We start from the raw sequence: 24,852 nt of genomic DNA, 5'->3' as shown, positions 1-24,852 counted from the left end.
TCCCTAGTTTGAACGAAAATACGAAAAGCGTGCCTTGCCTTAGCATTGCACGCTTTTTATTTAGCATTTTATTTTGCACTTTATTTAGCACTTAGGGTCTTCGTTAAACTTAGCGTTTTTCGACTCATTAATAACTCTGTAGTCAGACAACGTCAACATTACGCCAACCACACCAACCACCTAACCTTGTAGCAGGATATCCATCATGAAATTAGTCACCTGGAATGTTAACTCCCTTAAGGTTCGCTTACCGCAAGTATTGACCTGGCTAGAGAGCAATCCCGTCGATATACTCTGCGTACAAGAAACCAAACTCACGGATGATAAATTTCCACAGGCGGAGATTGAGGCTGCGGGTTATCACGTGGCTTTTACCGGACAAAAAACCTACAACGGCGTCGCCATCATCTCGCGCCATGCGATCAGCGATGTGCAGAAAAACAATCCGCTGTTCCCTGATGAGCAACAACGCATCATTGCCGCCACGATCGAAGGGGTACGCATCGTTTGTGCGTATGTGCCGAACGGACAGGCGCTGGACTCGGAGAAATATCCCTACAAATTAAGCTGGCTCGCCGCACTGCATCAATGGATACAACAAGAGTTACAACAATATCCGCAATTAGCGTTGCTGGGTGACTACAACATTGCCCCCGAAGATAGGGACGTGCATGATCCCGCTGCTTGGGAAGGGATGAATTTAGTCTCTCCACCGGAGCGCGCCGCGTTGCAAGCATTGGTTGATCTGGGTCTGAAAGACAGTTTCAGAATGTTTGAACAGGCAGATAAATCTTTTAGCTGGTGGGATTATCGCCAGTTGGGTTTCCGCTTGAACAAAGGTGTGCGTATCGACCATATTCTGTTGTCGGCGCCGCTGGCAGCACGTTGCACCGCTTGCGTCATCGACAAAGTACCGCGTAAATGGGAGCAACCATCTGACCACGCACCGGTGATTGCAACCCTGGATTGAGGATTTGAGCTGATGACGGATGCGCTTTTCAAGATAATTTTGACGCGAGTTTGTTGTAAATACGGCGCTCATGGCGAGCCGGGCAACGAAGAACGTCAAAAATGACCAGAAACGCATCGTCAGCAATCAAATGGCACCTCTCGTGCATCGAAAGGAAAATCTCGGCTTAATATATACTCCTAATTAGTATATATAGAGTGTCCATATAATCATTGGACAATACGGCATATTCTATAAAAATATAGGGGAGTATATAAAAATAATGTCGAATTTACGCCTGCAAAAGTAAATCCTGGTCGGAAATAAATCACTGACGAATGATTCCCGACTTATACGAATATCCGCTTGGCCACCGACTCGACTCAACATTCTTTCGCCCCGCTCATCTTGCTCAATTTCCATTGAAACCACGTTTCTTGCAGTCTGTCGCAAGTGAATTGAGCATCGCCAGCTGCTTGCCTATCATGCACTCATCGCATCAACACAGAAGATGTTGATGTTCTTAACGATTTTTTAAGGGTGCCATCATGACAAACTCCACACGCAACTACCTCGTCACTTTTAGCGTTTTAGCGACGATCCTGGCTCTGATCTGCGCTACCTATTTTTCAATGGATACCTCGTCAATCATGATCGATGGCGAATCCGTCCACGGTTTTGCAGGGGTTGGCATCGCGGCAGGCGGCGTCATGATTGGGCTACTGGCGGTGGTTTTTGCCATTGGCATTACAGGCGTCGTACTGGCGGGTGTGTCGATATTTTTGGTGTTGTTATTTGCAGTGATTGCCGGCGCGATCTTGTTGGCGATTCTTCCTGCCTTATTGCCCATACTGATCGTGATCGCCATCGTCAGTCTGATCCTGAGAAAAAAATCGACTTGATCAAAAAGTAGTTAAAAAAAACCGATGAATAAAAAATGCCGACAAAAGTCGGCATTTTTTATTTCGGTCTACACATCATCAGCGCTGCAAACTCTCCCACACTTTCTGCAAGCGCTTGACTGACACAGGCATCGGGGTACGCAACTCTTGGGCGAATAAAGAGACTCGCAACTCCTCCAACAACCAACGGAACTCAGTCAATTTAGGATCGGCATCGGCACCCGATTTACGCGGCATTCTTTGCCAGGGCTGGGCAACGCTATTCCATTCAGCCAGCAATTTGGCGTCGCGTGCCGGGTCCGCCCGCAACTTTTCTAAGCGTACTGTGATCGCTTTCAGATACCGCGGAAAATGCGACAACTGTGTGAAGTCATTCTCAGCAATAAAGCGTTTGCTGATCAGTTGTTGCAGCTGTGTTTGCAAATCCCTCTCGGCAAGCGCATGCGCTTTAATGCCTTGCAGTTTTTTTGGTAAGCCATGATATTCGGTCAAAATCAGTGCGGCAAGTCTGGCGATTTCATTGGCGAGTAAATTTAAGCGCCCTTTGCCCTCTTCTCTGCGCTTATTAAACTCACCAGAATTACTTGGTAAAGGATGCTGTAAACAAGCCCGTTCGATCGCGGTCTGAATAATCTGGTCACGTAACTCTTCTTGCGAACCAAAGACCATGTACTGCATACCCATTTGCTGCAAACCCGGGATATTTTTCTCCAGAAATTTGACTTGCTCTTTCAATTGCAAAGCGAACAGACGCCGCATGCCTGTACGATGCACACGAGCTGCTTCATCAGGATCGTCGAAGACCTCGATATGGCAATGCGTGAGCTTATCAACCAACGCTGGATAACCGATCAGCGTTTGTTTACCCTGTTGTACTTCGAGCAATTCTGGCAGTTCATCAAAAGTCCAGGCGGTCAAATTCTCTTGCAGTTTTGCTTGCTGTACCGTGCTAGCTTTTGCCGTTGACGTCGCGGACGATACTTGAGTACGGCTCGCTGCAGCATGAGTATTAGGAGCAGCGACCGCCTTCACATTAGACGTATTGCTACTGGACTCCAACAAGGCTAATTTTTCAGCAGAAGCAATTCGCTGAAAACTCTCCCTCGCTTGTCCGCCAAACTCGGCGCGTAAGGTCGACAGATTACGTCCCATTTCTAACTGACGGCCGTGCTCGTCAACCACCTTAAAATTCATCGTCAAATGAACCGGCAGAGTCTCAGACTTAAAATCCGTCGTTTTACACAGCAAACCTGTTTGCTCACGGATATCTGCGATCACCACGTCGATTAAATTACCGGTACCAAACTCATTGCGCTCACAAAAACCTGATGCATAATCTGGCAGCGGTACACAATGACGACGGATTTTTTGCGGCAAAGACTTGATCAGCAAATGCACTTTTTCTTTGAGCATACCGGGCACCAGCCATTCGCTACGCTCCGCAGATACTTGATTCAATGAGAACAAGGGCACGCTTAACGTAACACCATCACGCGGGCTACCTGGTTCAAAGTGATAACTGAGTTGCAGCGCGACGCCCGTTACTTGCATCGTTTTAGGGAATAAATCCGTCGTGATGCCTGCTGCCTCATGGCGCATCAATTCATCTTTGTTCAGGTGCAGCAGCTTGGGATTTTCCCTCACTGCGTCCTTATGCCATTGTTCCAGCAATACAGCGTTGTACACACCAGCAGGAATATATTTGTCATAGAACGCTGCGATCAACTCATCATCCACCAATACATCCAAGCGGCGGGATTTATGCTCTAAGTTTTCAATCTCGCGCACTAGCTTTTGGTTGTGTGCAAAGAAAGGCAAACGAGTATCCAGCTCACCACCGACCAGCGCATCACGGATAAAAATTTCACGTGCCTCGGCTGGATGCGTCAAACCATATTGAATACGCCGTTGGCTATACACCACAAGGCCATACAAAGTTGCACGTTCGAATGCGGAGACTTGTCCGGTACGTTTTTCCCAACGGGGTTCACCGTAGGATTTTTTCAGTAGATGACCGCCGATTTTCTCCAGCCATTCTGGTTGCAATTGGGCGATGCAGCGGCCATACAAACGCGTGGTGTCGACCAGCTCTGCCGCCATCACCCAACGTCCTGCCTTCTTCGCTAAAGTAGAACCCGGCCAGATATAAAACTTGATGCCGCGTGCACCCAGATAATGTGCCTCTTCATCCGACTTGTAGCCGATATTACCAAGCAAACCAGTCAGCAGCGCCATGTGTAATTGTTCATACGTCGCTGGCGCTTCATTCATGCGCCATGCTTGTTCTTTCACGATCGTCAGCAATTGACTATGGACATCGCGCCACTCCCGCAACCGCATTTGCGAGAGAAAATTCGCGCGGCAATTATCTTGTAACTGACGATTGGTTTTTTTGTGCTCTATCGCGTCTTCAAACCATTTCCAGATTTTGAGATACGAGTTAAATTCTGATTTTTCATCCGCGAATTTTTTGTGAGCGAGATCCGCTGCAGCTTGCGCCTCCATCGGACGATCACGCGGGTCTTGTACCGACAAAGCGGCAGCAATGATCAGTACTTCGCTCAACGCATGATGATCACGCGCTGCCAGAATCATGCGTCCGACGCGGGGATCGAGCGGTAATTTAGCGAGTTGCTTGCCGGTAGGCGTGAGCTGATTGCCCTCATCCATCGCGCCTAATTCTTGCAGCAACTGATAGCCATCCGCAATGGCACGACCGGGCGGCGGCTCGATAAACGGAAAGGTTTCAACGTCGGTCAAATGCAGCGACTTCATGCGCAAGATCACAGCAGCCAAGGACGAGCGTAGAATTTCTGGTTCTGTAAATTTTGGCCGCTGGATATAATCGGTCTCTTCATACAAACGTATACAGACACCCGCAGCGACACGGCCGCAACGACCTGCGCGCTGATTAGCCGCAGACTGGGCAACAGGCTCGATCTGTAATTGCTCGACCTTATTGCGGTAGCTGTAACGTTTGACGCGTGCCAGACCGGTATCAACCACATAGCGAATGCCAGGCACCGTCAGCGATGTCTCTGCGACGTTTGTCGCCAGCACGATGCGTCGCGCATTGCTGACCTTGAATACGCGCTCTTGCTCTTGCGCCGACAAGCGGGCAAACAGCGGTAAAATTTCTACATGGTCTGGATGATGTTTGCGCAAGGCTTCGGCAGCATCGCGGATCTCGCGCTCTCCTGGCAAAAACACCAGTACATCGCCAGACCCGACACGACACAACTCATCGACCGCATCCGTAATCGCTGTCATCAGGTCGCGTTCTTTATCCTTTTCATCTTCTTGCACTGGCCGATAACGCACTTCTACCGGATACAAGCGACCGGATACTTCTATCACCGGTGCTGGCTTAGGCTCCGATCCGGCCGGATTGGCAGAATCTTCAGCAAAGTGATTGGCAAAGCGCTGCGCATCAATCGTCGCCGATGTGATGATAACTTTCAGATCACGGCGCTTGGGTAGTAGCTGCTTGAGATAACCAAGCAGAAAATCGATGTTCAGGCTGCGCTCATGCGCTTCATCGATGATGATCGTGTCGTATTGTCTAAGCAGCGGATCAGTCTGCGTCTCTGCCAGCAGAATACCGTCCGTCATCAGTTTGACGTAGGCACCCTTGGTCAAAGTGTCATTAAAACGTACCTTGAAGCCAACATGCTCACCCAGTGGCGAATTTAACTCTTGCGCAATCCGTTTGGCCGTTGATGAGGCCGCAATACGACGTGGCTGAGTGTGACCAATCAAGCCGTTCAGACCGCGTCCCAGCTCAAGACAAATCTTTGGCAACTGGGTAGTCTTGCCCGATCCGGTTTCACCACAAACGATGATGACCTGATGCTTTTGTAAAGCCTCAGCGATTTCGGCACGTTTGCCGGAAACTGGTAATTCTTCGGGGTAAGTAATGACCGGCGGCGGGTTGCGGAACGGTAGCACTTGCTCCCGCATAGCGGCTTTCTCACCCTGTCTAGTTTTAGTAGGCGGAGCAATCCTTCGAAGATCTGAGGTCGTTGGGTGAGTTTGCGCAGGCTGGACTGGCTTTGGTGGCGGCACAGCGGGGATTTTAACCGCGTCTGGCTTCACTTCTTGGTGCACTTGTTGAGCCTGACGCAGGCTATCACGCAATTGACGTAAATCAGTCGTGGCTTTTTTGGGAGAATTTTTGGATGAATTATTAGCAGACATAGCGGAGCGCATTATAATCTGCCCATGGAAAATCCTGTTCAATTCGTTCAATGGCTGCGCTCAGTCGCGCCTTATATTCACGCCTTCCGTGGCAAAACCTTTGTGGTCGCCTTCCCCGGTGAACTGGTTATGGCGGGCGCTTTGCCTGTACTGGCGCAAGATCTGTCGCTTTTGCATGCACTGGGGATCAAAATTGTCATCGTGCATGGCTCACGACCGCAAGTAGCAGAACAATTGGCCCTGCGCAGTGTGGAAGGCAAATTTCACAACGGCATACGCATCACGGACACTGCAGCACTGGAATGCTCCAAAGAGGCTGCAGGAGAGTTGCGACTGGATATTGAGGCTGCGTTTAGCCAAGGTTTGCCAAATACGCCAATGGCACACTCCGCGATCAGGATTATCTCTGGTAATTTTGTCACTGCTAAACCGATTGGTATTGTGGATGGTGTTGATTTTGGCTTGACTGGGATTGCGCGCAAAGTCGCCTACGAGACCATCCATGCCATTCTGGGTGCTGGGAGTCTGGTATTGCTTGGTCCACTGGGATTTTCGCCGACTGGTGAAGCATTTAACCTGACCATGGAGGATGTTGCGGTTGCAACAGCGACCGCACTGAGGGCAGATAAGCTCATCTTTATCAGCGAAACACCGATGATGCTCGACAAAGATAATGATGAGATGCGCGAGCTGTCATCGGTACAGGCTGAGCAAGAAATCAAAGCGAATTATCTGCCGGCGGATTCTTCGTTTTATCTGGAACACGCTGTAAAGGCGTCACGCAGTGGCGTGCCTCGGGTGCATATCGTGCCGTACAAACTGGATGGTTCTGCCTTACTAGAGTTGTTTACGCATGATGGCGTCGGTACGATGGTCAGTTATGAAAATCTGGAAAGCCTGCGCGAAGCCACGATTGAAGATGTCGGCGGCATTATCAAACTGATCGAACCTCTAGAGGCCGACGGTACACTGGTCAAACGCGGCCGTGAGCTGATCGAACGCGAGATTAATTACTTCTCCGTGATTGAACATGATGGCGTCATCTTTGGTTGCGCAGCACTGTACCCCTTCCCGATGGAAAAAATGGGAGAAATGGCTTGCCTGACGGTCAATCCCGATGTGCAAAGCCAGGGCGACGGTGAACGAATTCTCAAACATATGGAAAAACGGGCAAGACGGGCTGGTTTCCATTCACTTTTCGTACTGACGACAAGAACTGAGCATTGGTTTTTAAAACGCGGTTTTGTCAAAGCGACCGTTGATGATCTGCCGAAGAACCGCCAAAAAATGTATAACTGGCAGCGTAAATCGTTGGTACTAATTAAGCAGTTATAATCTGGGACATTGTTGTAACCTCGGTTGTTATTTAAAAGATTGATAGGAGTTTTACCATGGCCCGTACGGTCCACTGCATTAAATTAGACAAAGAAGCTGAAGGTTTAGATTTTCCTCCGTATCCGGGCGAACTCGGTAAGAAAATTTACGAAAGTGTGTCCAAAGAAGCCTGGGCAGCCTGGCTTAAACATCAGACGATGTTGGTCAACGAAAACCGTCTGAATTTAGCGGATACCCGCGCCCGTAAATATCTGGCAACACAAATGGAAAAACATTTCTTTGGCGATGGCGCAGATGCCGCAACTGGCTATGTACCACCGACTGAATAAGCCCACCGGCTTAGCTGTCCAGATAAAACATATTAAGCCTCGCATCCTTGCGGGGCTTTTTTCATATACCTTGATGCTTAAAATTGACACTTAAAATTGTTATTTAGCGCTAATGTTAAAACTCTATCCTTCGAATAAATTAAATTCATATCCATGAAGCTCCGGCAAAAAATTATCCTGTTTGCAATCACCCCTCTGCTGCTTTCCTTGGCAGCGATTGCGATGGCGGTTTTTTATCAGACCACTTTGCTTGCGGAGCAACAGCGCACGACTGTGGAACAAGCTTATCTGGCGAGTAAAGAGATTGAGTTAAAACACTATGTCACCTTGGGTGCTGCTGCGATATCGAATTTATACAATGCAGAAAAACAAGATCTCCGCACTCAAGAAGAAGCCAAGGCAATTTTAGCCAAGCTAGATTTTGGCGATGATGGTTATTTTTATGTATATGACATGCATGGCAAAAATTTGATGCATCCACGCCAGAGCGATCTGGTTGGCCAGGACTTATGGAATATGAAAGATCCTGAGGGTAATTTCACCATCAGGAAGTTGATCGCTAAAGCGCAGGAAGGTGGCGGCGTAGTGCGTTATCTGTGGGAAAAACCCTCCACCCACAAGGTCGCCGCCAAACTAGGTTATGTCATACCGTTGGAACGCTGGGGCTGGATGCTGGGTAGCGGTATTTATCTCGATGACGTGAATAATGCTTTGAATAAAATCGAAGTACAAAATACTAAAAATAGCCAAAGCACTCTATTCTGGATTGCCGGCATTGCCATCACCAGCGCCTTGTTGATTGCCGCTTCTGGCCTGGCATTAAACATTAGCGAATCTCGCGTAGCAGAGGCAAAACTCAAGGTGCTGGCGCAAAGTGTAGTCCGGTCGCAAGAGGATGAACGCGCCCGTTTGTCGCGTGATCTGCATGATGGATTGAGTCAGTTATTAGTCTCGGTCAAATTGCAAATCGAATCAGGCTTAGCCAAGCTGGATGCGGAGCAATTAGAACCCGTCTCTGAGAACGGGTCTAAAAATATATCTGCTAAATCCTCATTCATGCGCGCCACAACCCAACTCAACGATGCATTAGGCGAGGTCAGAAGAATCTCCCACGATCTGCGCCCTGCAATGCTGGATGATCTAGGACTCGCCGCAGCGTTTGAGCATTTAAGCGAAGAATTTACCCAAGACACTGGCCTGCCAGTCAACTTTTTAAGCGATGGCGACTGCGATGGTTTGGACGACATCAGTAATACGGTCTTATTCCGCATCGCCCAAGAGGCTTTGACCAATATCCACAAACATGCTGGCCAGGTGACACAGGTGCAGATTACTTTACGGGGCGACAAACATTCTGTCGATTTAATGATCGAGGATAATGGTGCCGGATTTGACGTACAAGGTATCGCCAGTCACCCCAAACGCGGTATAGGATTAAGCAATATGCGAGAGCGACTGGCAACCGTCAACGGCCAGTTAGAATTGCATTCCAGCGCCAGCGGCACCCAAGTTATTGCCCGCATCACCAGCATCGCAAGGAACTCATCATGAACACAGCAACGCCAGATCAGGCCACCACAAAATTCATCAATCTGCTGCTGGTAGATGATCATCCGCTAGTCAGAGACGGCCTTAAAGCAAGGCTGGAAACAATTCCGCATTTCCATATTATTGGTGAAGCAGCTCATGCTGAGCAGGCGCTGCAACTGGCAGCCAACTTGCCCATTGATCTGATACTGATGGATATCAATTTGGGGGCAAATTCTGCTAACGGTATTAGTTTGACTGCACAGTTAAGCAGGGATTATCCAAAAATCGCAGTGATCATGTTATCCATGCATGAGAAAGCAGAATATGTCAGCCAATCCATGCAAGCTGGCGCACGTGCTTATGTTTTAAAAGATGCGCCAGCAGAAGAGATCATCGCGGCCATCCATGATGTGATGGAGGGTAAGCGGTATTTCAGCTCAGGTTTACAAAAACAATCCGCTGCGCCCTCGGCGGCGCAGATGCTGACCCAAAGAGAACAAGGCATACTCAAAAGCATCGCTACAGGCAAATCCAATAAACACATCGCCCGCGAACTCAACTTAAGTGTCAGAACGGTAGAAACGCACAGACTCAATATCAAACGCAAATTACATATTGAAGGACAAGCAGATTTGATCCGCTTTGCGCTAACTCAGGTAACTCAGACGCTGGATTAAAGCTGGGTCCTACACGCACCAATCAAGAATCTGACATTACACGGCAACAAAATACAGTGCTAAAAGCGCATAAAACCAGTTCAATAATTAGACAAGATAATAATATACTACCACTATGTATATTTTTAATGTCCATATAATCATTGGACAATGCGCTATTTTAAAACAATTTAGATGGGAGTATATTAAATTAACAGGTTAAAACGCCAGATATTTTCTCGGCAAAAACAATCTCTGATGCTATTCTCCCTGCGTATGCTGTAAGACAACGCTGACAACATCCCAGGCTCTTTGCGTACAAAAGTACGCCCCTTATTCCGATGGCAACTCTTACTTTAAACACATAAAGTACAACTCATGCACTGACACCAGACGTGTTGATGTTTGCAGCAACTTTGACCAAGTTTGATACGACTTATGTGATTTTAGGACTTACGCAAAATTGTCCTAGCAAGACGTAGCGACGACGACAGTACTTTAGTACGGCTAGTCGCTGCAACGCAGCTGGGGCGGTTTTGCGTAAGTTATAATTTAAATGAGAGGCTAAAAATGACTGAATCCTTGCGCACTGAAATCTCCATCAAAGCAGATGTAGCGCCACGCTTACAACGCTCTTTGCTGAAACATGATTTCGCCATCAATGCAGTATTGAATCCACGTCCTATCGGTCCAATTCAAAATGATTTGTTGGCAGCATTGCCCGCTGAAGAATTAGCCTTCCTTTTGCCGCACTTAGAATTTGTCGATCTGTCGTTTGATCAAAAATTGCATGACTACGGCGATAAGCTCTCTTATGTCTACTTCCCAACTACTGCCATCGTTGCGCTCTTATACGTACTGGCAGATGGTGGCGTAACAGAGATTGCCGTGATCGGTCATGAGGGTATGGTCGGTATTTCTGCACTGATGGGCGAAAGTGCCATGGGTACGGCGATGGTACAAAGCACAGGCTACGCCTATCGTTTAAAAACGTCGGTCTTAAAAGAAGCTTGCAATCAAGGCGACAAATTACAGTCTTTGATGATGCGTTATACCCAAGCCTTATTCGCACAGATGGCACAAAATTCTGTATCTGGTCGCCACTACTCTGTAGACCAGCAATTATCCCGTTGGTTGTTAGACCGGTTAGATCGTTTGCCGACCAATGAGCTGAAAGTAACGCATGAGTTAATTTCAAATATGCTAGGTGTACGCCGTGAGAGCATTACCGAGGCCGCTGGCAAGTTACAACATGCCGGCTTGTTAAAATATCGTCGCGGCAGCATCACGGTATTGGATAGAGAAGGCCTGGAAGCACATGCTGGCGAATGCTACAAAGTCGCCAGACATGCTTTCGATTTAATGCTGGCAAACGCGGCAATCAAACGATAGCCGTCAGATCATTTCGCTAGCAGGACTTTGTCCCGGGTAGGGAATACGCGCCTCAACTAATGTACCCGTATCGTCCTTACCTGGTTTGATCGTAAACGTTCCGCCCAATAGCAGAGTACGCTCACGCATCCCCAGCAATCCATGTGAGCGCGGCTTTTTAATAGCGTCAATAGAGATACCAATACCGTCATCTAAAATCTGTAAATACAGTACCGACCGCTCTCTTTTTAAACTGACTGTGACTTTTTTTGCTTTGGCATACTTGATCACATTCGTCAGCGATTCTTGCGCGATTCTAAATAAAGCAATAGACCAGGCTGGATCTATTCTGTCGATATCCTCATCAATATCCATCACCAGTTGCAAGCCAGCGATACGCGCCGCCTCGTCACAATAATTTTGTATGGATGCTGCCAGACCAAGGTTATCCAACATACTGGGACGCAGATCTTCGATAATGCGACGCTTAAGATCAACCACTTCTAACAAGGTGGTTTTTGCTCTTTGTAGCTGAAGAGACAAAGCTGGCTCTTTGATCTTTAATTTCTCCGTCAACATTGATACATCCATACTGATAGCGGTCAGGCTAGCCCCCATTTCGTCATGTAGTTCTCGGGCTAATTTTGCTTTTTCTTCCTCAGATACACGCAGCAGATGATGCGACAAAACTGACAGCTGTTCAGTACGTGCCATGACCGTAGACTCAAGATTATCGTTTGTCGTTTTTAATTCTGCCTCCACCTCTCTTTGTTTTGCAAAGCTCTTTTGTATCAGCCGATAAAAAAGCATTAGCACCAGAATAGCAATGATATTGATCAGATTACCTATCCATAGCGCCTGATTATGCTCATTAAAAAATTGAGTACGGCGATTAGATAATAACTCCAATTCTTCTTTCTCCATGATGACATCCAGAAGACGGATCTCATCCATGATTTCTCTGCCCTCACCTAGCCGAATTACCTTAACAACCTCATCTAAACCACCATCTTTATATAGCGCAATACCTTGATCAAATTTTTTCATTTTCCGATCAAACATCTCGCGCAACTGAGATAGGTTTTTGATTTGAGCTGGATTATCTTTGACTAAACTATTCAGTAACAGAAATTCCTGATTAAGCTGAATAGCGGCATTTTTCTTCGGCCCCAAAAATACCTCATCGCCTGACAAGTAATAACCACGCATGCTGCTCTCGGCATCCATGATGAGCAAATTCACATTTTTTAAATGATCTTTAATATTCCAGGTGTGCTCGATCCAATCGGTATTATTTTTCAGCTTTTGCAGATTTTGATAATCAGATATCGCGTTACCAATCAAGGTAATTAAACAAACGACAAATAAAGCTGTGATGTACAGCGGCAGTGAAGTGGAGGAAGTTTTATTCACACGAATATCCTAATTTGCTATGGATGTGGCGACTGTTATGCGTTTTTTTAAAATTTTAGCTGGCGATTATTAATAAAACTAAGCACGAAATAGTACGAAAAATCTGCACGTAGGAACACTCCTACATCATCTTCAGTTTACGCTGATTGCAAGCACTTATCACCCTGTTTACAATGACTCTAAAGCGAGATCATAAATGGAAATCGCGAATTGGAGCCGCAATGCAGCAAATAACTGAAAAATCGTCAACATCTTCAGCGATGTTACGTGAGGTCGAAATTATGGATGTAAGGAAAAAACTTAAAGTGTTCTTAATAGAGGATTCTCAGCGAATCCGTACTGTCCTGATCGACATGTTGCATGACACGGAACAGATCGAAGTGGTAGGTTTTGCTGAGAACGAAAAAGACGCTTTAAAGCAATTGAGGGCTAGTGAATGGGACGTTGCGATTGTAGATATCAGTTTGAGCGAAGGTAATGGCTTAGCCGTGTTAGCCGCCTTACAAAATGATGCTCGTGATTACGGAAAGCGCTTTGTATTTACCAATCATCCTACGCCAGCATTGCGAACCCACAGTCTTAAATACGGTGCTGAAGATTTTTTTGATAAGTCGCGTGAGATGGATTTGCTGGTAAGCCGTATTCGGGACTTGCTACATTAAAGTCTTGAAAATTAATGGGAAAACAAGCTTGCGATACAAGTAAATTTATTGAGATAGCTGACGATTTTTTTAAGTAATTTTTAATCCAGCAAATTATTTTTTAAAGCGTAATACGTCAGATCACTGTTTGAATGCAAGTGCATTTTTTCCATCACGCGAGCACGGTAGGTGCTGATCGTTTTTACACTAAGCGATAAAACAAGCGCGATATCAGACACCGATTCTCCTTTCGCCAAGCGCAAAAATACCTGAAACTCCCGATCAGATAATTCTGTGTGTAAAGCTGCAGTAACATCCTGATCAAAGCCCTGCGCCAATATTTCTCCCACCTCTGCACTCACATAACGCCGTCCGGTCGCGGCCGTGCGAACAGCTTTAATCAGCTCGTCGGTGTCACACTCTTTATTCAGATAACCGTTGGCACCCATTTTGAATAAATTGACCGCGTATTGCTGAGCTGGGTAACCACTTAAAATCAAAATCGGTAATTCTGGCTGCCCTTGCTTGATGGTGCGCAAAGTATCAATGCCACTCTGATCTGGCATGCTGATATCGAGCAGCATTACGTCGCACAACTTATTCCGCGCAATATCCAACGCTTCTCTACCGGTACTTGCCTCAGCCACGACCTCAATATCGGCTACCTCAGAAAAAATCTGCTTAAATCCAGCACGAACAATTTGATGATCATCACAAATGGCAACACGTATCATTGTAGTCCTTGAGAATATTTAACCTATAGCAGGCACTCAGGATTATGCACTGGCTGTCTTAAGGTGTGTTGGTCTATCAGCGCATAATCCTGTCCACATCTAATCAGATGGTGGACTTACCAAGGTCTTAAACATCACAAAAGCATCAACATAACCAAGTTGACGGTGTTTAAAAGCGAGAGGCAGAGTACCAATCACGCTAAAGCCCAGTCGCTGCCAAAGGCGCACGGCGCGCTCATTGGTAGACACCACCAAATTAAATTGCATAGCAAGAAACCCCATCGCGATTGCCTCTGACTGCGAATGTTCACACATTGCAGAAGCGACACCCTTGCCTTGTACATCTGGCGCGACCACATAACCGCAATTGCAGACATGGCTACCTAAACCTGGCTGGTTGGGTTTGAGGATATAAGTACCCAATATCTGTCCATCTGCTGCGCAGGCGACATAAGTAGCGGCAGGTGTCTTAATCCACGCGCTATGTATCTCTGCCTCGGTGCTTTGAGTATCATAAGCATAGGTATCACCTTGCGCAAAAGTAGTCTGCAAGATCGGCCAAATACTGTTCCAGTCAGTTGCAAGGTAGCGACGTATAGAGATCATCATTATTAAGGTCATTTAATCAAAAAAATTAGTAACCGACATCCTACTGCATAGCGGCCGTCCTTAAGCCAACATTGCGCCAACACTCCGCTAGGCAAGTTTGGCTTGCAGACTCCACTCAGATGCTGGTCTATATGTTCTTACCCAAGACTCTACTGTGTGCGCTGGCATGGGATGCGCAATGACATACCCTTGCGCATAATCACAACCAAGTCGCATTAAGGAGACGCCCTGCTCTGCTGTCTCAACACCCTCGGCAATTACCTCGCGTTTAAAAGCATCAGCAAGGCCGATAACCGCACTGATTAACGCAAGGTCTTCTTGGTCTTCTAGCATGTTTCTGACAAAACTCTGATCGATTTTTAAGATTGATCATATTTATCTTGCCAGGTGTTTTTATAATCTGGTCGCTACTACTTGTTTCGCGCTAGATTAATTGTGCTATCTAACTGGATTGATGCTTGGTCGACAACTCTTTCAGTGAGGTTATTAAGAAATGACTTACTTGTCGCATCTCGTTAGAACAACGCTGCTTAACATCTTCCGTTTCGGCCCCGATCAACAAATAATATCTAAACCCACAAACAAGAACGATTAATAATGCCAACGGAAAATAAAGGCGGAAATACACACCCTTTAGTCGCCAAGTACGGAAATAGTTTTTTAGTTTGTACACGAATCAATAAAGTCAGTAGGTATCGGGATGTGGATAACAACTGCAACGTACCCCAATGGGTGACCGGGTGACGAATAGTGTAAAAAAATAGCCTCGCTTGTCGAATTAAAAATTTGATTGCGGATTAAACTTTAAATCGCATTGAAACTTTAAATAAAGTTGCATATTCGACAATAATCAAGTGCGTCGAATTCTAACCCGAAGATTCAGGTTTTTCCCTACGGAAAGTTTATATTCATTCATTTGGGTACAAACTACAACATCAATCTGGATGTGTTAGCTCATTTCTGAAGTAAGAAATTCAATGAAACTAATTTGGCTTTGGTGAGCCAGACTCAAGTGAGTAAATCGCTAATCATTATTCACTTGATCAACAAAAGGGATTCGGTACAATCCGGCATGCTCTCTGAATTCGACCTTATCCAACAGTATTTCGTCACACCCGCCAGCAGCGACCGCCGGATTGCGCTGGGGATAGGTGACGACTGCGCTTTACTCCAGCCTTCACCCGGCATGCAATTGGCGATTTCCAGCGATATGCTGGTATCAGGCCGGCACTTTTTTCCTGACGCCGATCCGCGCATGCTGGGGCATAAATGTTTGGCGGTGAATTTGTCTGACCTCGCAGCGATGGGTGCCAAACCCGTTGCGTTTACCCTGGCGCTAGCCTTGCCAGAAGCAAAACCAGATTGGTTGGCAGAATTTTCTGGCGGCTTGCTGGCGCTGGCGGAGCAACACGACTGTGTTTTGATCGGTGGCGATACAACTAAAGGTCCGCTGACAATTTGCATCACGATTTTTGGTGAATTACCGCCCGGACGAGCTTTGCGCCGCGATGCTGCGCAGGTCGGCGATGACATCTGGGTTTCTGGTACTTTAGGCGATGCGCGTCTGGCATTGGCGCACTATTGGGGTGAGATGCGCTTGAGTGACGCTGATCTGGCGATTGCCGCACCACGCATGCATCAGCCTACACCACGTATTGCGCTGGGCACGGCATTGCAGGGTATTGCGCATGCGGCATTGGATATCTCGGACGGTTTGATCGGCGACCTTGGGCATATTCTAAAAAAATCTGGTGTTGGTGCCAGCTTGGCGGTGGATGATTTGCCAGCAGGTTTGGCACTGCGCAAACAAGATCAAACCAAGCGCCGCGAGTTTTGTCTTGCGGGTGGTGATGATTACGAATTATGTTTTACCGCCCCTGCTAGCCAACGCGATGCGGTTGCGGAGGCGGGACGCCACAGCCAGACTACGGTCACACGTGTTGGCCGGATTGAGACTGATCTTGGCTTACGCTTGCTGGATGCCAGCGGGCAGCCGTTAGTTTTATCATTGACCTCTTTTGATCATTTTAGTAGTCCATAGCCGAGACAGAATCAGTCCATGAGCATATTTAACACCTCTAGCACCTCTAGCACCTCTAGCACCGACGGCATAAAAACAGTCAAACCAAGCGCACGCTTTATGCTAAGCCATCCGGCACATATCCTCGCGCAAGGCTTTGGCAGCGGACTCTCGCCCATCATGCCTGGTACCAGCGGTACCTTATTCGCCTGGCTAAGTTTTAATGTGCTGAGCACGCGCTGGCCAGATTTTTTCACGCCAAGCTCATGGGCGTGGATTATTGTGCTGGGTTTTGTAGTAGGTGTATGGGCATGCCAGGTAACCGGGCGCAATATGGGCGTGGCAGATCATGGCAGCATGGTGTGGGACGAGATCATCGCGTTTTGGCTGGTATTGCTGTTTGTCACGCCTGCCAGTTTTTCTACCCAATGCTGGGCATTTTTCTGGTTCCGGGTATTTGATATGGTCAAGCCACCACCGATAGGCTATTTTGATCGCCAGCTCAAAGGTGGTTTTGGTGTGATGTGGGACGATATTCTGGCCGCGTTTTATACCTTGTTGCTATTTGCTCTGTGGCGAGTAATCTGACGGCTTCATTGCGTTAAACTCCTCATTAAATTGAATATACTCCCCCTTACTTTTAATAAATATGGCTAATTGTCCAGATATTACCTGGACAATAAAATATACTCACCATGAGTATATAAAATCATCTCAATCCAATCCTTGTTATAAAAACTAAAAAAGTATTCCAAATACGTACTTTTTTACGCTCTTTCAACGTCTACAGGCAAACTGTTTCAGCCAGTAGTGTTAGCTAAAGATCTGATTTTGCCCGTTTGTAAAAATCCACTTTACAAAGCTGAAACTTCATCAAGTCGCTATCAATGCGCATGGACAAAGTGGTAAAGTAATTCATCAACTTGATTCGTTTATTCGACTAATTGAGCTAATTCACCTCAGGAGACCATGCCATGCTAAACGCTATTCAACTCGCTACCGAAGTCGGCTCAGCCCTGCAATCCAAAAAACTTTTATTGTCGGTCGCAGAGTCCTGCACTGGCGGCGGCGTTTGCCAAGCCATTACCGAAATCGCTGGTTGCTCGGAATGGTTTGATTGCGGCTTTATCACTTACTCCAACTCCTCCAAAACGGAATTATTAAATATCTCCGACGCATTGATTGCACAGCACGGTGCGGTCAGTGAAGAAATTGCCGCGGCCATGGCAGAAGGTGCGCTAGCCAATTCTGAGGCCCATGTCTCGCTCTCCACCACGGGCATCGCTGGTCCGGGCGGTGCAGTACCGGGCAAGCCGGTTGGCACAGTCTGTTTTGCCTGGCTGGTTGGAGGCATCACGCATACTGAACGCAAAGTATTTAGCGGTGATCGTCACGCTGTACGTGAGCAAACGATAGTGCATGCTTTAGATAAGTTGCTACGCTATGTTAAAGAAGCGTAGCAAAAAATTTTAAAGAACTTCGCCGGAATAATGTAGCGCAAGTCCTGTCAAAGATAGTGTGAAGGAAATCGATTTGTCTACGACTAATATACACACTGATGCACTCACAACGAGCCCCAACGCCAGTAAAGCCCACTCGCAGGCAACGCTGCCGGAGCCGCACATTAATGCCCTGCTGGTCGATGATGATGCTGACATCCGTGAACTGTTAGCACGCTATTTAGAAAAATTTGGTATCCGCTGCATCACGGTCGCCGATGGTAAAGCGATGCGTCAACAATTAGCGACTACCCAGATCGATATTATTTTGCTTGATCTGATGTTGCCTGATGAAGACGGTCTCTCTTTATTGCGAGGTCTGCGAAATAGCAAAGACAGCCAAATCCCCGTCCTGATGTTGACCGCACGCGGCGAATCTGCCGACAGAATTATTGGCTTAGAGCTTGGTGCAGACGACTACGTAGTGAAGCCCTTTGATACCCGGGAACTGGTATCGCGTATCCATACGATTTTGCGCCGGACACAGGTTGGTCAGACTAGTCAGACCAACCTGAGCAACCAAATTAGCCCGCACAATAACCGTACCGAAGAAGAAATTACGTTCCATGGCTGGCGTCTTAATTGCCACACGCGCCAGCTCAATACACCCGACAATTTAGTGGTGCCGCTGTCCAATGCAGAGTTCCGTTTGCTATTCACTTTTGTAAAGCGCCCGGGGCAAGTTCTTAGCCGCGATCAGTTATTGGATATCGCACGTGGCAAATCGTCTTTGGCATTTGATCGTAGTATCGATCTGCTGGTCTCACGACTACGGCAAAAACTCAGTGAGGATTCGCGCCAACCATCAATGCTAAAAACTATACGCGGCGAAGGCTATATGTTTCAGCCACCGGCATCTGCATCTACATCGAAAACAGTTACAGCGACACTGCTGCCATCGCCATCCTTGCCTCATCCTTCCTCGAATTAAATAATGACGACAACATCGGCAACAAGATTGGGATTACGTCGTTTTTTCTCTGATACGATTTTTACGCGTTTGTTCGGATTGGCAATGGGCGCGGTGATCGTCAGTCATATCATGACCTTCATCTTGCTATTTGTATTTTTGGGTGACCGTTTTCCACATCCGCGTGCAGAAAACAGGTTACCGCTTTCTGCACAAATACAAACGGTACCGCCCGATAATCTGGCTTCGCTAAGGCATCTGCCACCGCACGAGGATCACTTCCCGGGACCGATGTTGGGATTTTTTCTGAGTATGTCTATGCAATTTTTAATTCTTGCAATTGCTGCCTGGTATGGCTCACGCAACTTGGCAAAACCGATACAAAGTCTGGCACATGCCGCAAGCCAGATTGGTGACAATTTGAATGCGCCAGCTTTGCTGGAAACCGGCCCAGCAGAGGCGCGTCAGGCAGCCAACGTGTTTAATAAAATGCGGGAACGGATTCGATTGCAATTAGAAGAGCGAGGTCGCTTTTTAGCTGCGGTGTCGCATGATTTGCGTACACCTTTAACCCGCATGAAATTACGGATAGAGCATCTGGACGACGATGCCGCCAAAGATAAATTGCAACAAGATATAGAAGAAATGCGCTTGATGCTGGATGCGACTTTGGAGTACCTGCGCAGTAATGGCAAAGCGACCGTAGCGGGACAATTATTGGACGTGCAAGCTTTGGTGGAAGCCTTGGTTGATAATGCACAAGAGCAAGGACATCAGGTACATTTTTCAGGCGATGCTCAGCCACTCTTTGCGATTATTTCTGATTTGCGCCGCTGTATTTCTAACCTCTTAGAAAACGCGCTCAGTCATGGCAAAGAAGTCGAGGTTATTTTGCACGATAGTCCCGATCAACTTTTAATCCAGGTTGTCGACGATGGACCAGGTATTCCGCCAGATCAGTTACTGCAGGTGTTTGAACCATTTGTCCGTTTATCAGAATCACGAAATAGAAATAGCGGCGGTGTTGGCCTGGGCTTAAGTATCGCCAGAGAAATCGCGCGCCAGCATGCTGGCGATTTAGTTTTGTTCAATAATACTGGCCGCCGCGGCCTGACTGCGCAAATCAGCCTGCCGAGAAAATTGCCTTTTTAGCAAAAAATTATTCTAATTAAATTCTATTGAGTGATTGTTCTGAACATACTCAACTTCTTGTGTTCGTTTTAAATATGTCGATTCTGATACAAAGCAGACACAGCTAAGCAACATCACTGCGAGAAACTGGCACTATCAGTTTTTTCGCAGCACTTTGCTTACTAACGTCATCAATCAGAAGGGAGCGACATCATGAGTTCAATAGGAAGCATAGGCACTACCTCGGCCTATAATTATTCCAGCAATGTACAAAAACAAAAGCCAGACCCGACGCAGATTGCGGACGATGTTTTTAGTAAGCTTGATACCAATAATCAGGGCTATTTAAGCGAAGCTGATTTGCAGTCGGCTTTTAGCAAACTATCTTCCTCGTCCTCCGCCACTTCCGCTACGACCTCCTCCAATGCCACTACCGCTTCTGGCAGCAGCTCAAGCAGCACGACCGAGATTAGCGATCTTTTCAAAAAACTAGATAGTGACAGCGATGGTAAAGTCACTAAACAGGAATTCAGCTCTGGTTTGCAAAAACTCAGCGATGAACTAGAAAGCCAGTTCAACGCCCGCCGCACTTCTGGTGCAGGCACTAGCGATGTCAGCAATCAAGCCCCACCTCCACCAACAACCCAAAGCGCGGGCTCTGGTCAGGCTCAATCAGCTGATTCTGGCGAACAAAGCGGTGGTGGCGGTGGCGCTGCCAGTGCAACCGCCAGCAGCAGTGCGACAAAAACCTATGACCCGGCAGACACTAATGAAGATGGCACGGTTTCAACCAAAGAGAGTTTAGCCTATGCAGAGAAACTGTTAGCCGCCGCCGAGGCCAAGCTAAACGTAACATCTAGCTCAGCAACGTCGGGTACCAGCTCATCAGGTACCGCCAGCAGCACCAATGCCACGGGCGCTACTGGAATAGCGGCAACGTCGTCCAATGCAGCATCGTCCAGCACGGGATCAACCGGCACCACTTCCGACAGTAGCGGCAACGCCAGCACCAGCAGCGATGCCACCTTATTCAGAAAGGCATTGCAGTTATTGCAAGCCTACTCCGATCCTTTTCAGTCTGGCAATACCGGCTCTGGAAGTAGTATTTCTGTCAGTGCTTAGGCTGTAAGTCTGTTTTTAAGACCGATAAGCTGTAATGACAAAAGGGAGCCAGGCTCCCTTTTTAACTCTTCAATCAAACGCTTTTACTTAAATACGACAGGCATTAATCGCATCTCTGGTTTCCATCGCAACCCGTCTCGCAGCTCGGCTATAGTTTTCCTCGGCTTGCGGTTTGGCATACAAGATCGCTCGGGACGAATTGATCATCATCCCAGTCCCGCCAGCCGTTTTACCGGCGGCCACTGTCGCTGCAATATCGCCGCCTTGCGCACCGATCCCCGGCACTAGCAAAGGCATATCACCAATGATCTGACGTACTTGCGCCAGCTCCGCAGGAAAAGTTGCGCCGACGACCAAGGCGCATTGGCCGTTAGTATTCCATTTGTCGGCTACCAATTGGGCGACATGCTGATACAGCGGTTTGCCACCGACATCTAAGAACTGTAAATCCGATCCGCCTGCATTGGAGGTGCGGCACAAAACGATCGCGCCACGGTCTTTCCATTCCATGTAAGGCGCGACTGAATCAAAACCCATGTACGGATTGACTGTCACAGCATCGGCGTCATAGCGCTCAAATGCTTCACGCGCATATTGCTCGGCGGTTGCGCCGATATCGCCACGCTTAGCATCTAAAATAATCGGGATCGCCGGATAGGTTGTTTTGATATAGCGGCAAATAGCTTCTAACTGATCTTCTGCCCGCAAGGCAGCAAAATACGCAATTTGTGGCTTGAATGAACAGGCCAGATCCGCGGTCGCATCAATCATAGTTTTACAAAATGCAAAAATTGCATCTGGTTGCTGCGCGATCTCTGCGGGGAAGCGAGATACATCAGGGTCAAGCCCGACACACAACAAAGAATTATTTTTCGCCCACGCGGCGGAGAGTTTTTCGATGAACGTCACGATTTACCTTAATATGAAATAGTCTGCATTATAACGTGTGACATTATTAGGACTTACTCAAACCTGCCGCTGCATCGTGGCAACGCTAAAGTCTTTATTTGATAATCTGACCCGGAGCGCCGATAATTCATGCACACTTTATGCAATTTCTGGCAAGACGTGACATTCAGATCCACCATCATCAGCGTATTAATACAGCAATGAAAAATACCTCTAAAAATAGTTCTAAAGACAGTACTACTACTGAAGTCGATTTACTAGCGCTAGACAATCAATTTTGCTTCGCGCTGTATTCTGCGTCCCTGGCGATGACCAAGACGTATAAACCCTTGTTAGAAAAAATCGGCCTGACCTATCCGCAATACCTGGTCATGATCGTGCTGTGGGAGCATGACGGTATTCTAGTCAAAGATATAGGCGAGGCGCTATTCCTGGATTCCGGCACGTTAACGCCACTGTTAAAGAGGATGGAAGCCGCCGATCTGCTGCAGCGTACACGCGACGAGGTCGATGAACGCCAGGTCAGGATCACGCTAACTAAACAAGGTAAGCAACTAAAAAAAGCTGCCAAAGAAATCCCTCTGCAAATTATGTGCGCCAGTGGACAAACTAAAGAAACCTTAATCAATCTGCGGTCTCAGTTATCGCAAATCAGAGGTGATTTAACGGAGAGCAACTTAGGCTAACCGAGCAGTATTGTTCAACAAATATTACCCAAAAGAATTGCTTGAGATATTTGCATGGTCAGATTTTTAAATATGCTTTTTAAATACCGGTTTTAAATAAGTTTATTAAATATTTCTGTAAATTTAGATTGCGCACAATTTAATTGTGTACTATTATATTTTCACTGGCAGCGATAATGCCAAAACGACGTAGTTAGAATTTCAGAGTAAGTAGATCGAACATTAGTCGCAGCAACATTTATTTCAGCTTGATCAATTATTTATTTGGACTAAACTCATTAGTCCAATCCAACCGGAGAATCACATGCAAGTACTTTACACAGCAAACGCAACAGCAACTGGTGGTCGTGATGGCACAGCAGCTAGTAACGACAATCACCTCGCCGTTAAACTGAGCACACCTAAAGAACTAGGCGGTGCAGGCGGCGAAGGTACTAACCCGGAGCAAATGTTCGCTGCTGGTTATTCCGCTTGTTTTATTGGCGCAATGAAATTTGTCGCCGCTGCAACTAAAGTAGCATTGCCAGCGGATACATCCGTCAACGGCTTAGTCGGTATTGGCCCAAATGACAAAGGCGGTTTTGGTTTAGAAGTCGCATTAAATGTTTCCATCCCTGGCATGGATCGCGCAGCTGCAGAAGCCCTGGTTGCTAAGGCGCATGAAGTTTGCCCATATTCAAATGCAACCCGCGGCAATATTGATGTCAAAGTCACTGTGCTGTAAAAAGTAAGTTGGATCGAATTAAATGTCAGTTAAAGCCCGAGTCGTTCGGGCTTTTTTAATTGTCCGGTCTTTTTTATTACCTGTCTCCGATGTTGCTAGAATGAAGGATTACTGTCACAACCAAGGCGACTAAACCAATCGCCAAACAAGGCTGTCATCCATGTCCAATACCGAGTCCAATAAGATTCCCAGCACCATTCCCTACATCAACAAGCAAACTCTGCAGCAGACTTTGACTTATGCTGATCTGATACCTGCTTTAAAACTTGCATTTGCCAGCAACATCATTGCGCCAAAAAGGCATGTATATAGCTTGTCTGAACAGCCGGTTTCTACTTTGCTGTTGATGCCGGTATGGCAGCCACAAGGCACGACCGGTGTGAAGCTGGTAACAGTGGCTCCGCAAAATACCTTGTTGCCCTCTGTGCATGCGGTATTTATATTGTTTGATACCGTGAGTGGTGTGCCGCTGGCATTGATCGATGGTGAGGAGTTAACCTTACGGCGCACGGCAGCCGCATCTGCGCTGGCATCCAGCTATGCGTCACGTGTTGACAGCGAACATCTGTTGATGGTTGGTACCGGCAGCCTAACTCCTTACCTTGCCTGCGCCCATAGCCAAGTACGGGCAATCAAACAAATTACGGTCTGGGGCCGGTCGACAGATAAAGCGGCGCAAACCCTTAAGACCATTCAAGCACAGACAGAATTACCTGCGCATATCCGGCTTAGCATCGCCACCGATCTGGCAAGCGCTGTCAGTCAAGCAGATGTGATCAGTTGCGCCACCACCAGCACCACGCCGATTGTAATGGGTGAATGGGTCAAAGCCGGAACTCATATCGATCTGGTCGGCGGTTTTACTCCTGGCATGCGGGAGGTTGACGATCTGCTGATGTCCAAAGCAACTGTGTTTGTAGACACCTACGAAGGTGCGATCGCGGAAGCCGGCGACCTGACCCAAACTTTGAGCAACGGCAGCCTGCAACGCAGCGCCATCGTCGCCGAGCTGGCAGAGTTGGTCAGCCAGCAGCATGCAGGGCGCAGTGATGATCAGCAAATCACGGTATTTAAATCTGTGGGGACGGCGATAGAGGATTTATGCGGTGCTAATTTAGCCTGGCAAGTGCATCAGCGTGGTATCGAATAATTAGGAGCGAACTTTTGTCAGTGGTGACGACAAGT

The 24,852-nt window shown here is 47.3% G+C and carries 23 protein-coding genes; 17 read left to right on the top strand and 6 right to left on the bottom strand.

The window, feature by feature from the left end; all coding sequences use genetic code 11:
* Positions 1–205: 205 nt before the first annotated feature.
* Both xth and QN395_RS10270 read left to right on the top strand, forming a co-directional pair.
* Positions 206–970, top strand: a complete 765-nt coding sequence (gene xth / locus QN395_RS10275) for an exodeoxyribonuclease III (RefSeq protein WP_323491936.1) — start codon at positions 206–208, stop codon at positions 968–970.
* A gap of 527 nt (positions 971–1,497) precedes the next feature.
* The gene (locus tag QN395_RS10270; protein ID WP_322119670.1) at positions 1,498–1,851 is read left to right on the top strand and encodes a hypothetical protein; all 354 of its coding nucleotides are present in this window, start codon (positions 1,498–1,500) and stop codon (positions 1,849–1,851) included.
* A gap of 78 nt (positions 1,852–1,929) precedes the next feature.
* Here QN395_RS10270 and hrpA read toward each other — a convergent pair whose 3' ends face one another.
* Positions 1,930–5,811: an ATP-dependent RNA helicase HrpA gene (gene hrpA, locus QN395_RS10265; RefSeq protein ID WP_323491941.1), complete on the bottom strand. Its 3,882-nt coding sequence runs from the start codon at positions 5,809–5,811 to the stop codon at positions 1,930–1,932.
* Between the two features lie 261 nt (positions 5,812–6,072).
* Here hrpA and argA point away from each other — a divergent pair, with 261 nt between their 5' ends.
* From argA to QN395_RS10240, 5 genes are all read left to right on the top strand, one after another.
* On the top strand, positions 6,073–7,383 hold the full coding sequence (argA, locus tag QN395_RS10260) for an amino-acid N-acetyltransferase (protein ID WP_322119671.1): 1,311 nt from the start codon (positions 6,073–6,075) through the stop codon (positions 7,381–7,383).
* A 56-nt stretch (positions 7,384–7,439) separates the two neighbouring features.
* The gene (locus tag QN395_RS10255; protein WP_322119672.1) at positions 7,440–7,712 is read left to right on the top strand and encodes an oxidative damage protection protein; all 273 of its coding nucleotides are present in this window, start codon (positions 7,440–7,442) and stop codon (positions 7,710–7,712) included.
* A gap of 153 nt (positions 7,713–7,865) precedes the next feature.
* Entirely contained in the window at positions 7,866–9,263 is a 1,398-nt protein-coding gene (locus QN395_RS10250) for a cache domain-containing protein (protein ID WP_322119673.1), read from the top strand.
* Complete coding sequence (locus QN395_RS10245; protein ID WP_322119674.1) at positions 9,260–9,919, top strand: response regulator transcription factor; 660 nt, start codon at positions 9,260–9,262, stop codon at positions 9,917–9,919. The genes QN395_RS10250 and QN395_RS10245 overlap by 4 nt, the downstream gene beginning before the upstream one ends.
* A 549-nt stretch (positions 9,920–10,468) precedes the next feature.
* Positions 10,469–11,290: a Crp/Fnr family transcriptional regulator gene (locus QN395_RS10240; protein ID WP_322119675.1), complete on the top strand. Its 822-nt coding sequence runs from the start codon at positions 10,469–10,471 to the stop codon at positions 11,288–11,290.
* Between the two features lie 3 nt (positions 11,291–11,293).
* On the opposite strand, the gene QN395_RS10235 is transcribed toward QN395_RS10240, so the two are convergent.
* Positions 11,294–12,682 (bottom strand): CHASE3 domain-containing protein, encoded by a 1,389-nt coding sequence (locus QN395_RS10235; protein WP_322119676.1) that lies wholly within the window; start codon positions 12,680–12,682, stop codon positions 11,294–11,296.
* Positions 12,683–12,903: 221 nt separating this feature from the next.
* On the opposite strand from QN395_RS10235, the gene QN395_RS10230 reads away from it, so the two are divergent.
* Positions 12,904–13,344, top strand: coding sequence for a response regulator transcription factor (locus tag QN395_RS10230; RefSeq protein WP_322119677.1), 441 nt, complete (start codon positions 12,904–12,906; stop codon positions 13,342–13,344).
* A gap of 80 nt (positions 13,345–13,424) precedes the next feature.
* Here QN395_RS10230 and QN395_RS10225 read toward each other — a convergent pair whose 3' ends face one another.
* The 3 genes from QN395_RS10225 to QN395_RS10215 form a co-directional block, all read right to left on the bottom strand.
* Positions 13,425–14,057 (bottom strand): response regulator transcription factor, encoded by a 633-nt coding sequence (locus QN395_RS10225; protein WP_322119678.1) that lies wholly within the window; start codon positions 14,055–14,057, stop codon positions 13,425–13,427.
* A gap of 99 nt (positions 14,058–14,156) precedes the next feature.
* On the bottom strand, positions 14,157–14,663 hold the full coding sequence (locus tag QN395_RS10220) for an N-acetyltransferase (protein WP_322121618.1): 507 nt from the start codon (positions 14,661–14,663) through the stop codon (positions 14,157–14,159).
* Between the two features lie 90 nt (positions 14,664–14,753).
* Positions 14,754–15,023, bottom strand: coding sequence for an EAL domain-containing protein (locus QN395_RS10215; RefSeq protein WP_323491940.1), 270 nt, complete (start codon positions 15,021–15,023; stop codon positions 14,754–14,756).
* Between the two features lie 715 nt (positions 15,024–15,738).
* On the opposite strand from QN395_RS10215, the gene thiL reads away from it, so the two are divergent.
* The 6 genes from thiL to QN395_RS10185 all read left to right on the top strand — a co-directional run bounded on the left by thiL (position 15,739) and on the right by QN395_RS10185 (position 21,348).
* Positions 15,739–16,707 (top strand): thiamine-phosphate kinase, encoded by a 969-nt coding sequence (gene thiL, locus QN395_RS10210; RefSeq protein WP_322119679.1) that lies wholly within the window; start codon positions 15,739–15,741, stop codon positions 16,705–16,707.
* Between the two features lie 99 nt (positions 16,708–16,806).
* Complete coding sequence (locus QN395_RS10205; protein ID WP_322121620.1) at positions 16,807–17,274, top strand: phosphatidylglycerophosphatase A; 468 nt, start codon at positions 16,807–16,809, stop codon at positions 17,272–17,274.
* 386 nt (positions 17,275–17,660) lie between these two features.
* Positions 17,661–18,146 (top strand): CinA family protein, encoded by a 486-nt coding sequence (locus QN395_RS10200; RefSeq protein WP_322119680.1) that lies wholly within the window; start codon positions 17,661–17,663, stop codon positions 18,144–18,146.
* A 73-nt stretch (positions 18,147–18,219) separates the two neighbouring features.
* Positions 18,220–19,116: a response regulator transcription factor gene (locus tag QN395_RS10195; protein ID WP_323491935.1), complete on the top strand. Its 897-nt coding sequence runs from the start codon at positions 18,220–18,222 to the stop codon at positions 19,114–19,116.
* Positions 19,117–19,119: 3 nt separating this feature from the next.
* Positions 19,120–20,247, top strand: coding sequence for an ATP-binding protein (locus QN395_RS10190; protein WP_322119682.1), 1,128 nt, complete (start codon positions 19,120–19,122; stop codon positions 20,245–20,247).
* A gap of 192 nt (positions 20,248–20,439) precedes the next feature.
* A complete protein-coding gene (locus QN395_RS10185) occupies positions 20,440–21,348 on the top strand; it encodes an EF-hand domain-containing protein (protein ID WP_322119683.1) in 909 nt (302 codons plus the stop codon).
* Positions 21,349–21,435: 87 nt separating this feature from the next.
* On the opposite strand, the gene pyrF is transcribed toward QN395_RS10185, so the two are convergent.
* Positions 21,436–22,257, bottom strand: coding sequence for an orotidine-5'-phosphate decarboxylase (pyrF, locus tag QN395_RS10180; protein ID WP_322119684.1), 822 nt, complete (start codon positions 22,255–22,257; stop codon positions 21,436–21,438).
* 200 nt (positions 22,258–22,457) lie between these two features.
* On the opposite strand from pyrF, the gene QN395_RS10175 reads away from it, so the two are divergent.
* The 3 genes from QN395_RS10175 to QN395_RS10165 all read left to right on the top strand — a co-directional run bounded on the left by QN395_RS10175 (position 22,458) and on the right by QN395_RS10165 (position 24,817).
* Complete coding sequence (locus QN395_RS10175; RefSeq protein ID WP_322119685.1) at positions 22,458–22,943, top strand: MarR family transcriptional regulator; 486 nt, start codon at positions 22,458–22,460, stop codon at positions 22,941–22,943.
* A 304-nt stretch (positions 22,944–23,247) separates the two neighbouring features.
* Positions 23,248–23,667 carry an organic hydroperoxide resistance protein gene (locus tag QN395_RS10170; RefSeq protein ID WP_322119686.1) on the top strand — a complete coding sequence of 140 codons (420 nt, stop codon included), beginning with the start codon at positions 23,248–23,250 and terminating at the stop codon, positions 23,665–23,667.
* Positions 23,668–23,827: 160 nt separating this feature from the next.
* Positions 23,828–24,817, top strand: a complete 990-nt coding sequence (locus QN395_RS10165; protein WP_322119687.1) for an ornithine cyclodeaminase family protein — start codon at positions 23,828–23,830, stop codon at positions 24,815–24,817.
* Positions 24,818–24,852: the final 35 nt, after the last annotated feature.

It is taken from the genome of Undibacterium sp. RTI2.2, assembly GCF_035018705.1.
GTDB lineage: Bacteria > Pseudomonadota > Gammaproteobacteria > Burkholderiales > Burkholderiaceae_D > Undibacterium.
This window is presented reverse-complemented; position numbering and strand designations above follow the sequence as displayed.

What these genes read in the sequence shown, in the direction of transcription:
- xth (WP_323491936.1), top strand. Translation starts at nt 206, where the DNA reads ATGAAATTAGTCACCTGGAATGTTAACTCCCTTAAGGTTCGCTTACCG.
- QN395_RS10270 (WP_322119670.1), top strand. Translation starts at nt 1,498, where the DNA reads ATGACAAACTCCACACGCAACTACCTCGTCACTTTTAGCGTTTTAGCG.
- hrpA (WP_323491941.1), bottom strand. Translation starts at nt 5,811, where the DNA reads ATGCGGGAGCAAGTGCTACCGTTCCGCAACCCGCCGCCGGTCATTACT.
- argA (WP_322119671.1), top strand. Translation starts at nt 6,073, where the DNA reads ATGGAAAATCCTGTTCAATTCGTTCAATGGCTGCGCTCAGTCGCGCCT.
- QN395_RS10255 (WP_322119672.1), top strand. Translation starts at nt 7,440, where the DNA reads ATGGCCCGTACGGTCCACTGCATTAAATTAGACAAAGAAGCTGAAGGT.
- QN395_RS10250 (WP_322119673.1), top strand. Translation starts at nt 7,866, where the DNA reads ATGAAGCTCCGGCAAAAAATTATCCTGTTTGCAATCACCCCTCTGCTG.
- QN395_RS10245 (WP_322119674.1), top strand. Translation starts at nt 9,260, where the DNA reads ATGAACACAGCAACGCCAGATCAGGCCACCACAAAATTCATCAATCTG.
- QN395_RS10240 (WP_322119675.1), top strand. Translation starts at nt 10,469, where the DNA reads ATGACTGAATCCTTGCGCACTGAAATCTCCATCAAAGCAGATGTAGCG.
- QN395_RS10230 (WP_322119677.1), top strand. Translation starts at nt 12,904, where the DNA reads ATGCAGCAAATAACTGAAAAATCGTCAACATCTTCAGCGATGTTACGT.
- QN395_RS10225 (WP_322119678.1), bottom strand. Translation starts at nt 14,057, where the DNA reads ATGATACGTGTTGCCATTTGTGATGATCATCAAATTGTTCGTGCTGGA.
- QN395_RS10220 (WP_322121618.1), bottom strand. Translation starts at nt 14,663, where the DNA reads ATGATCTCTATACGTCGCTACCTTGCAACTGACTGGAACAGTATTTGG.
- thiL (WP_322119679.1), top strand. Translation starts at nt 15,739, where the DNA reads ATGCTCTCTGAATTCGACCTTATCCAACAGTATTTCGTCACACCCGCC.
- QN395_RS10205 (WP_322121620.1), top strand. Translation starts at nt 16,807, where the DNA reads ATGCTAAGCCATCCGGCACATATCCTCGCGCAAGGCTTTGGCAGCGGA.
- QN395_RS10200 (WP_322119680.1), top strand. Translation starts at nt 17,661, where the DNA reads ATGCTAAACGCTATTCAACTCGCTACCGAAGTCGGCTCAGCCCTGCAA.
- QN395_RS10190 (WP_322119682.1), top strand. Translation starts at nt 19,120, where the DNA reads ATGACGACAACATCGGCAACAAGATTGGGATTACGTCGTTTTTTCTCT.
- QN395_RS10185 (WP_322119683.1), top strand. Translation starts at nt 20,440, where the DNA reads ATGAGTTCAATAGGAAGCATAGGCACTACCTCGGCCTATAATTATTCC.
- QN395_RS10175 (WP_322119685.1), top strand. Translation starts at nt 22,458, where the DNA reads ATGAAAAATACCTCTAAAAATAGTTCTAAAGACAGTACTACTACTGAA.
- QN395_RS10170 (WP_322119686.1), top strand. Translation starts at nt 23,248, where the DNA reads ATGCAAGTACTTTACACAGCAAACGCAACAGCAACTGGTGGTCGTGAT.
- QN395_RS10165 (WP_322119687.1), top strand. Translation starts at nt 23,828, where the DNA reads ATGTCCAATACCGAGTCCAATAAGATTCCCAGCACCATTCCCTACATC.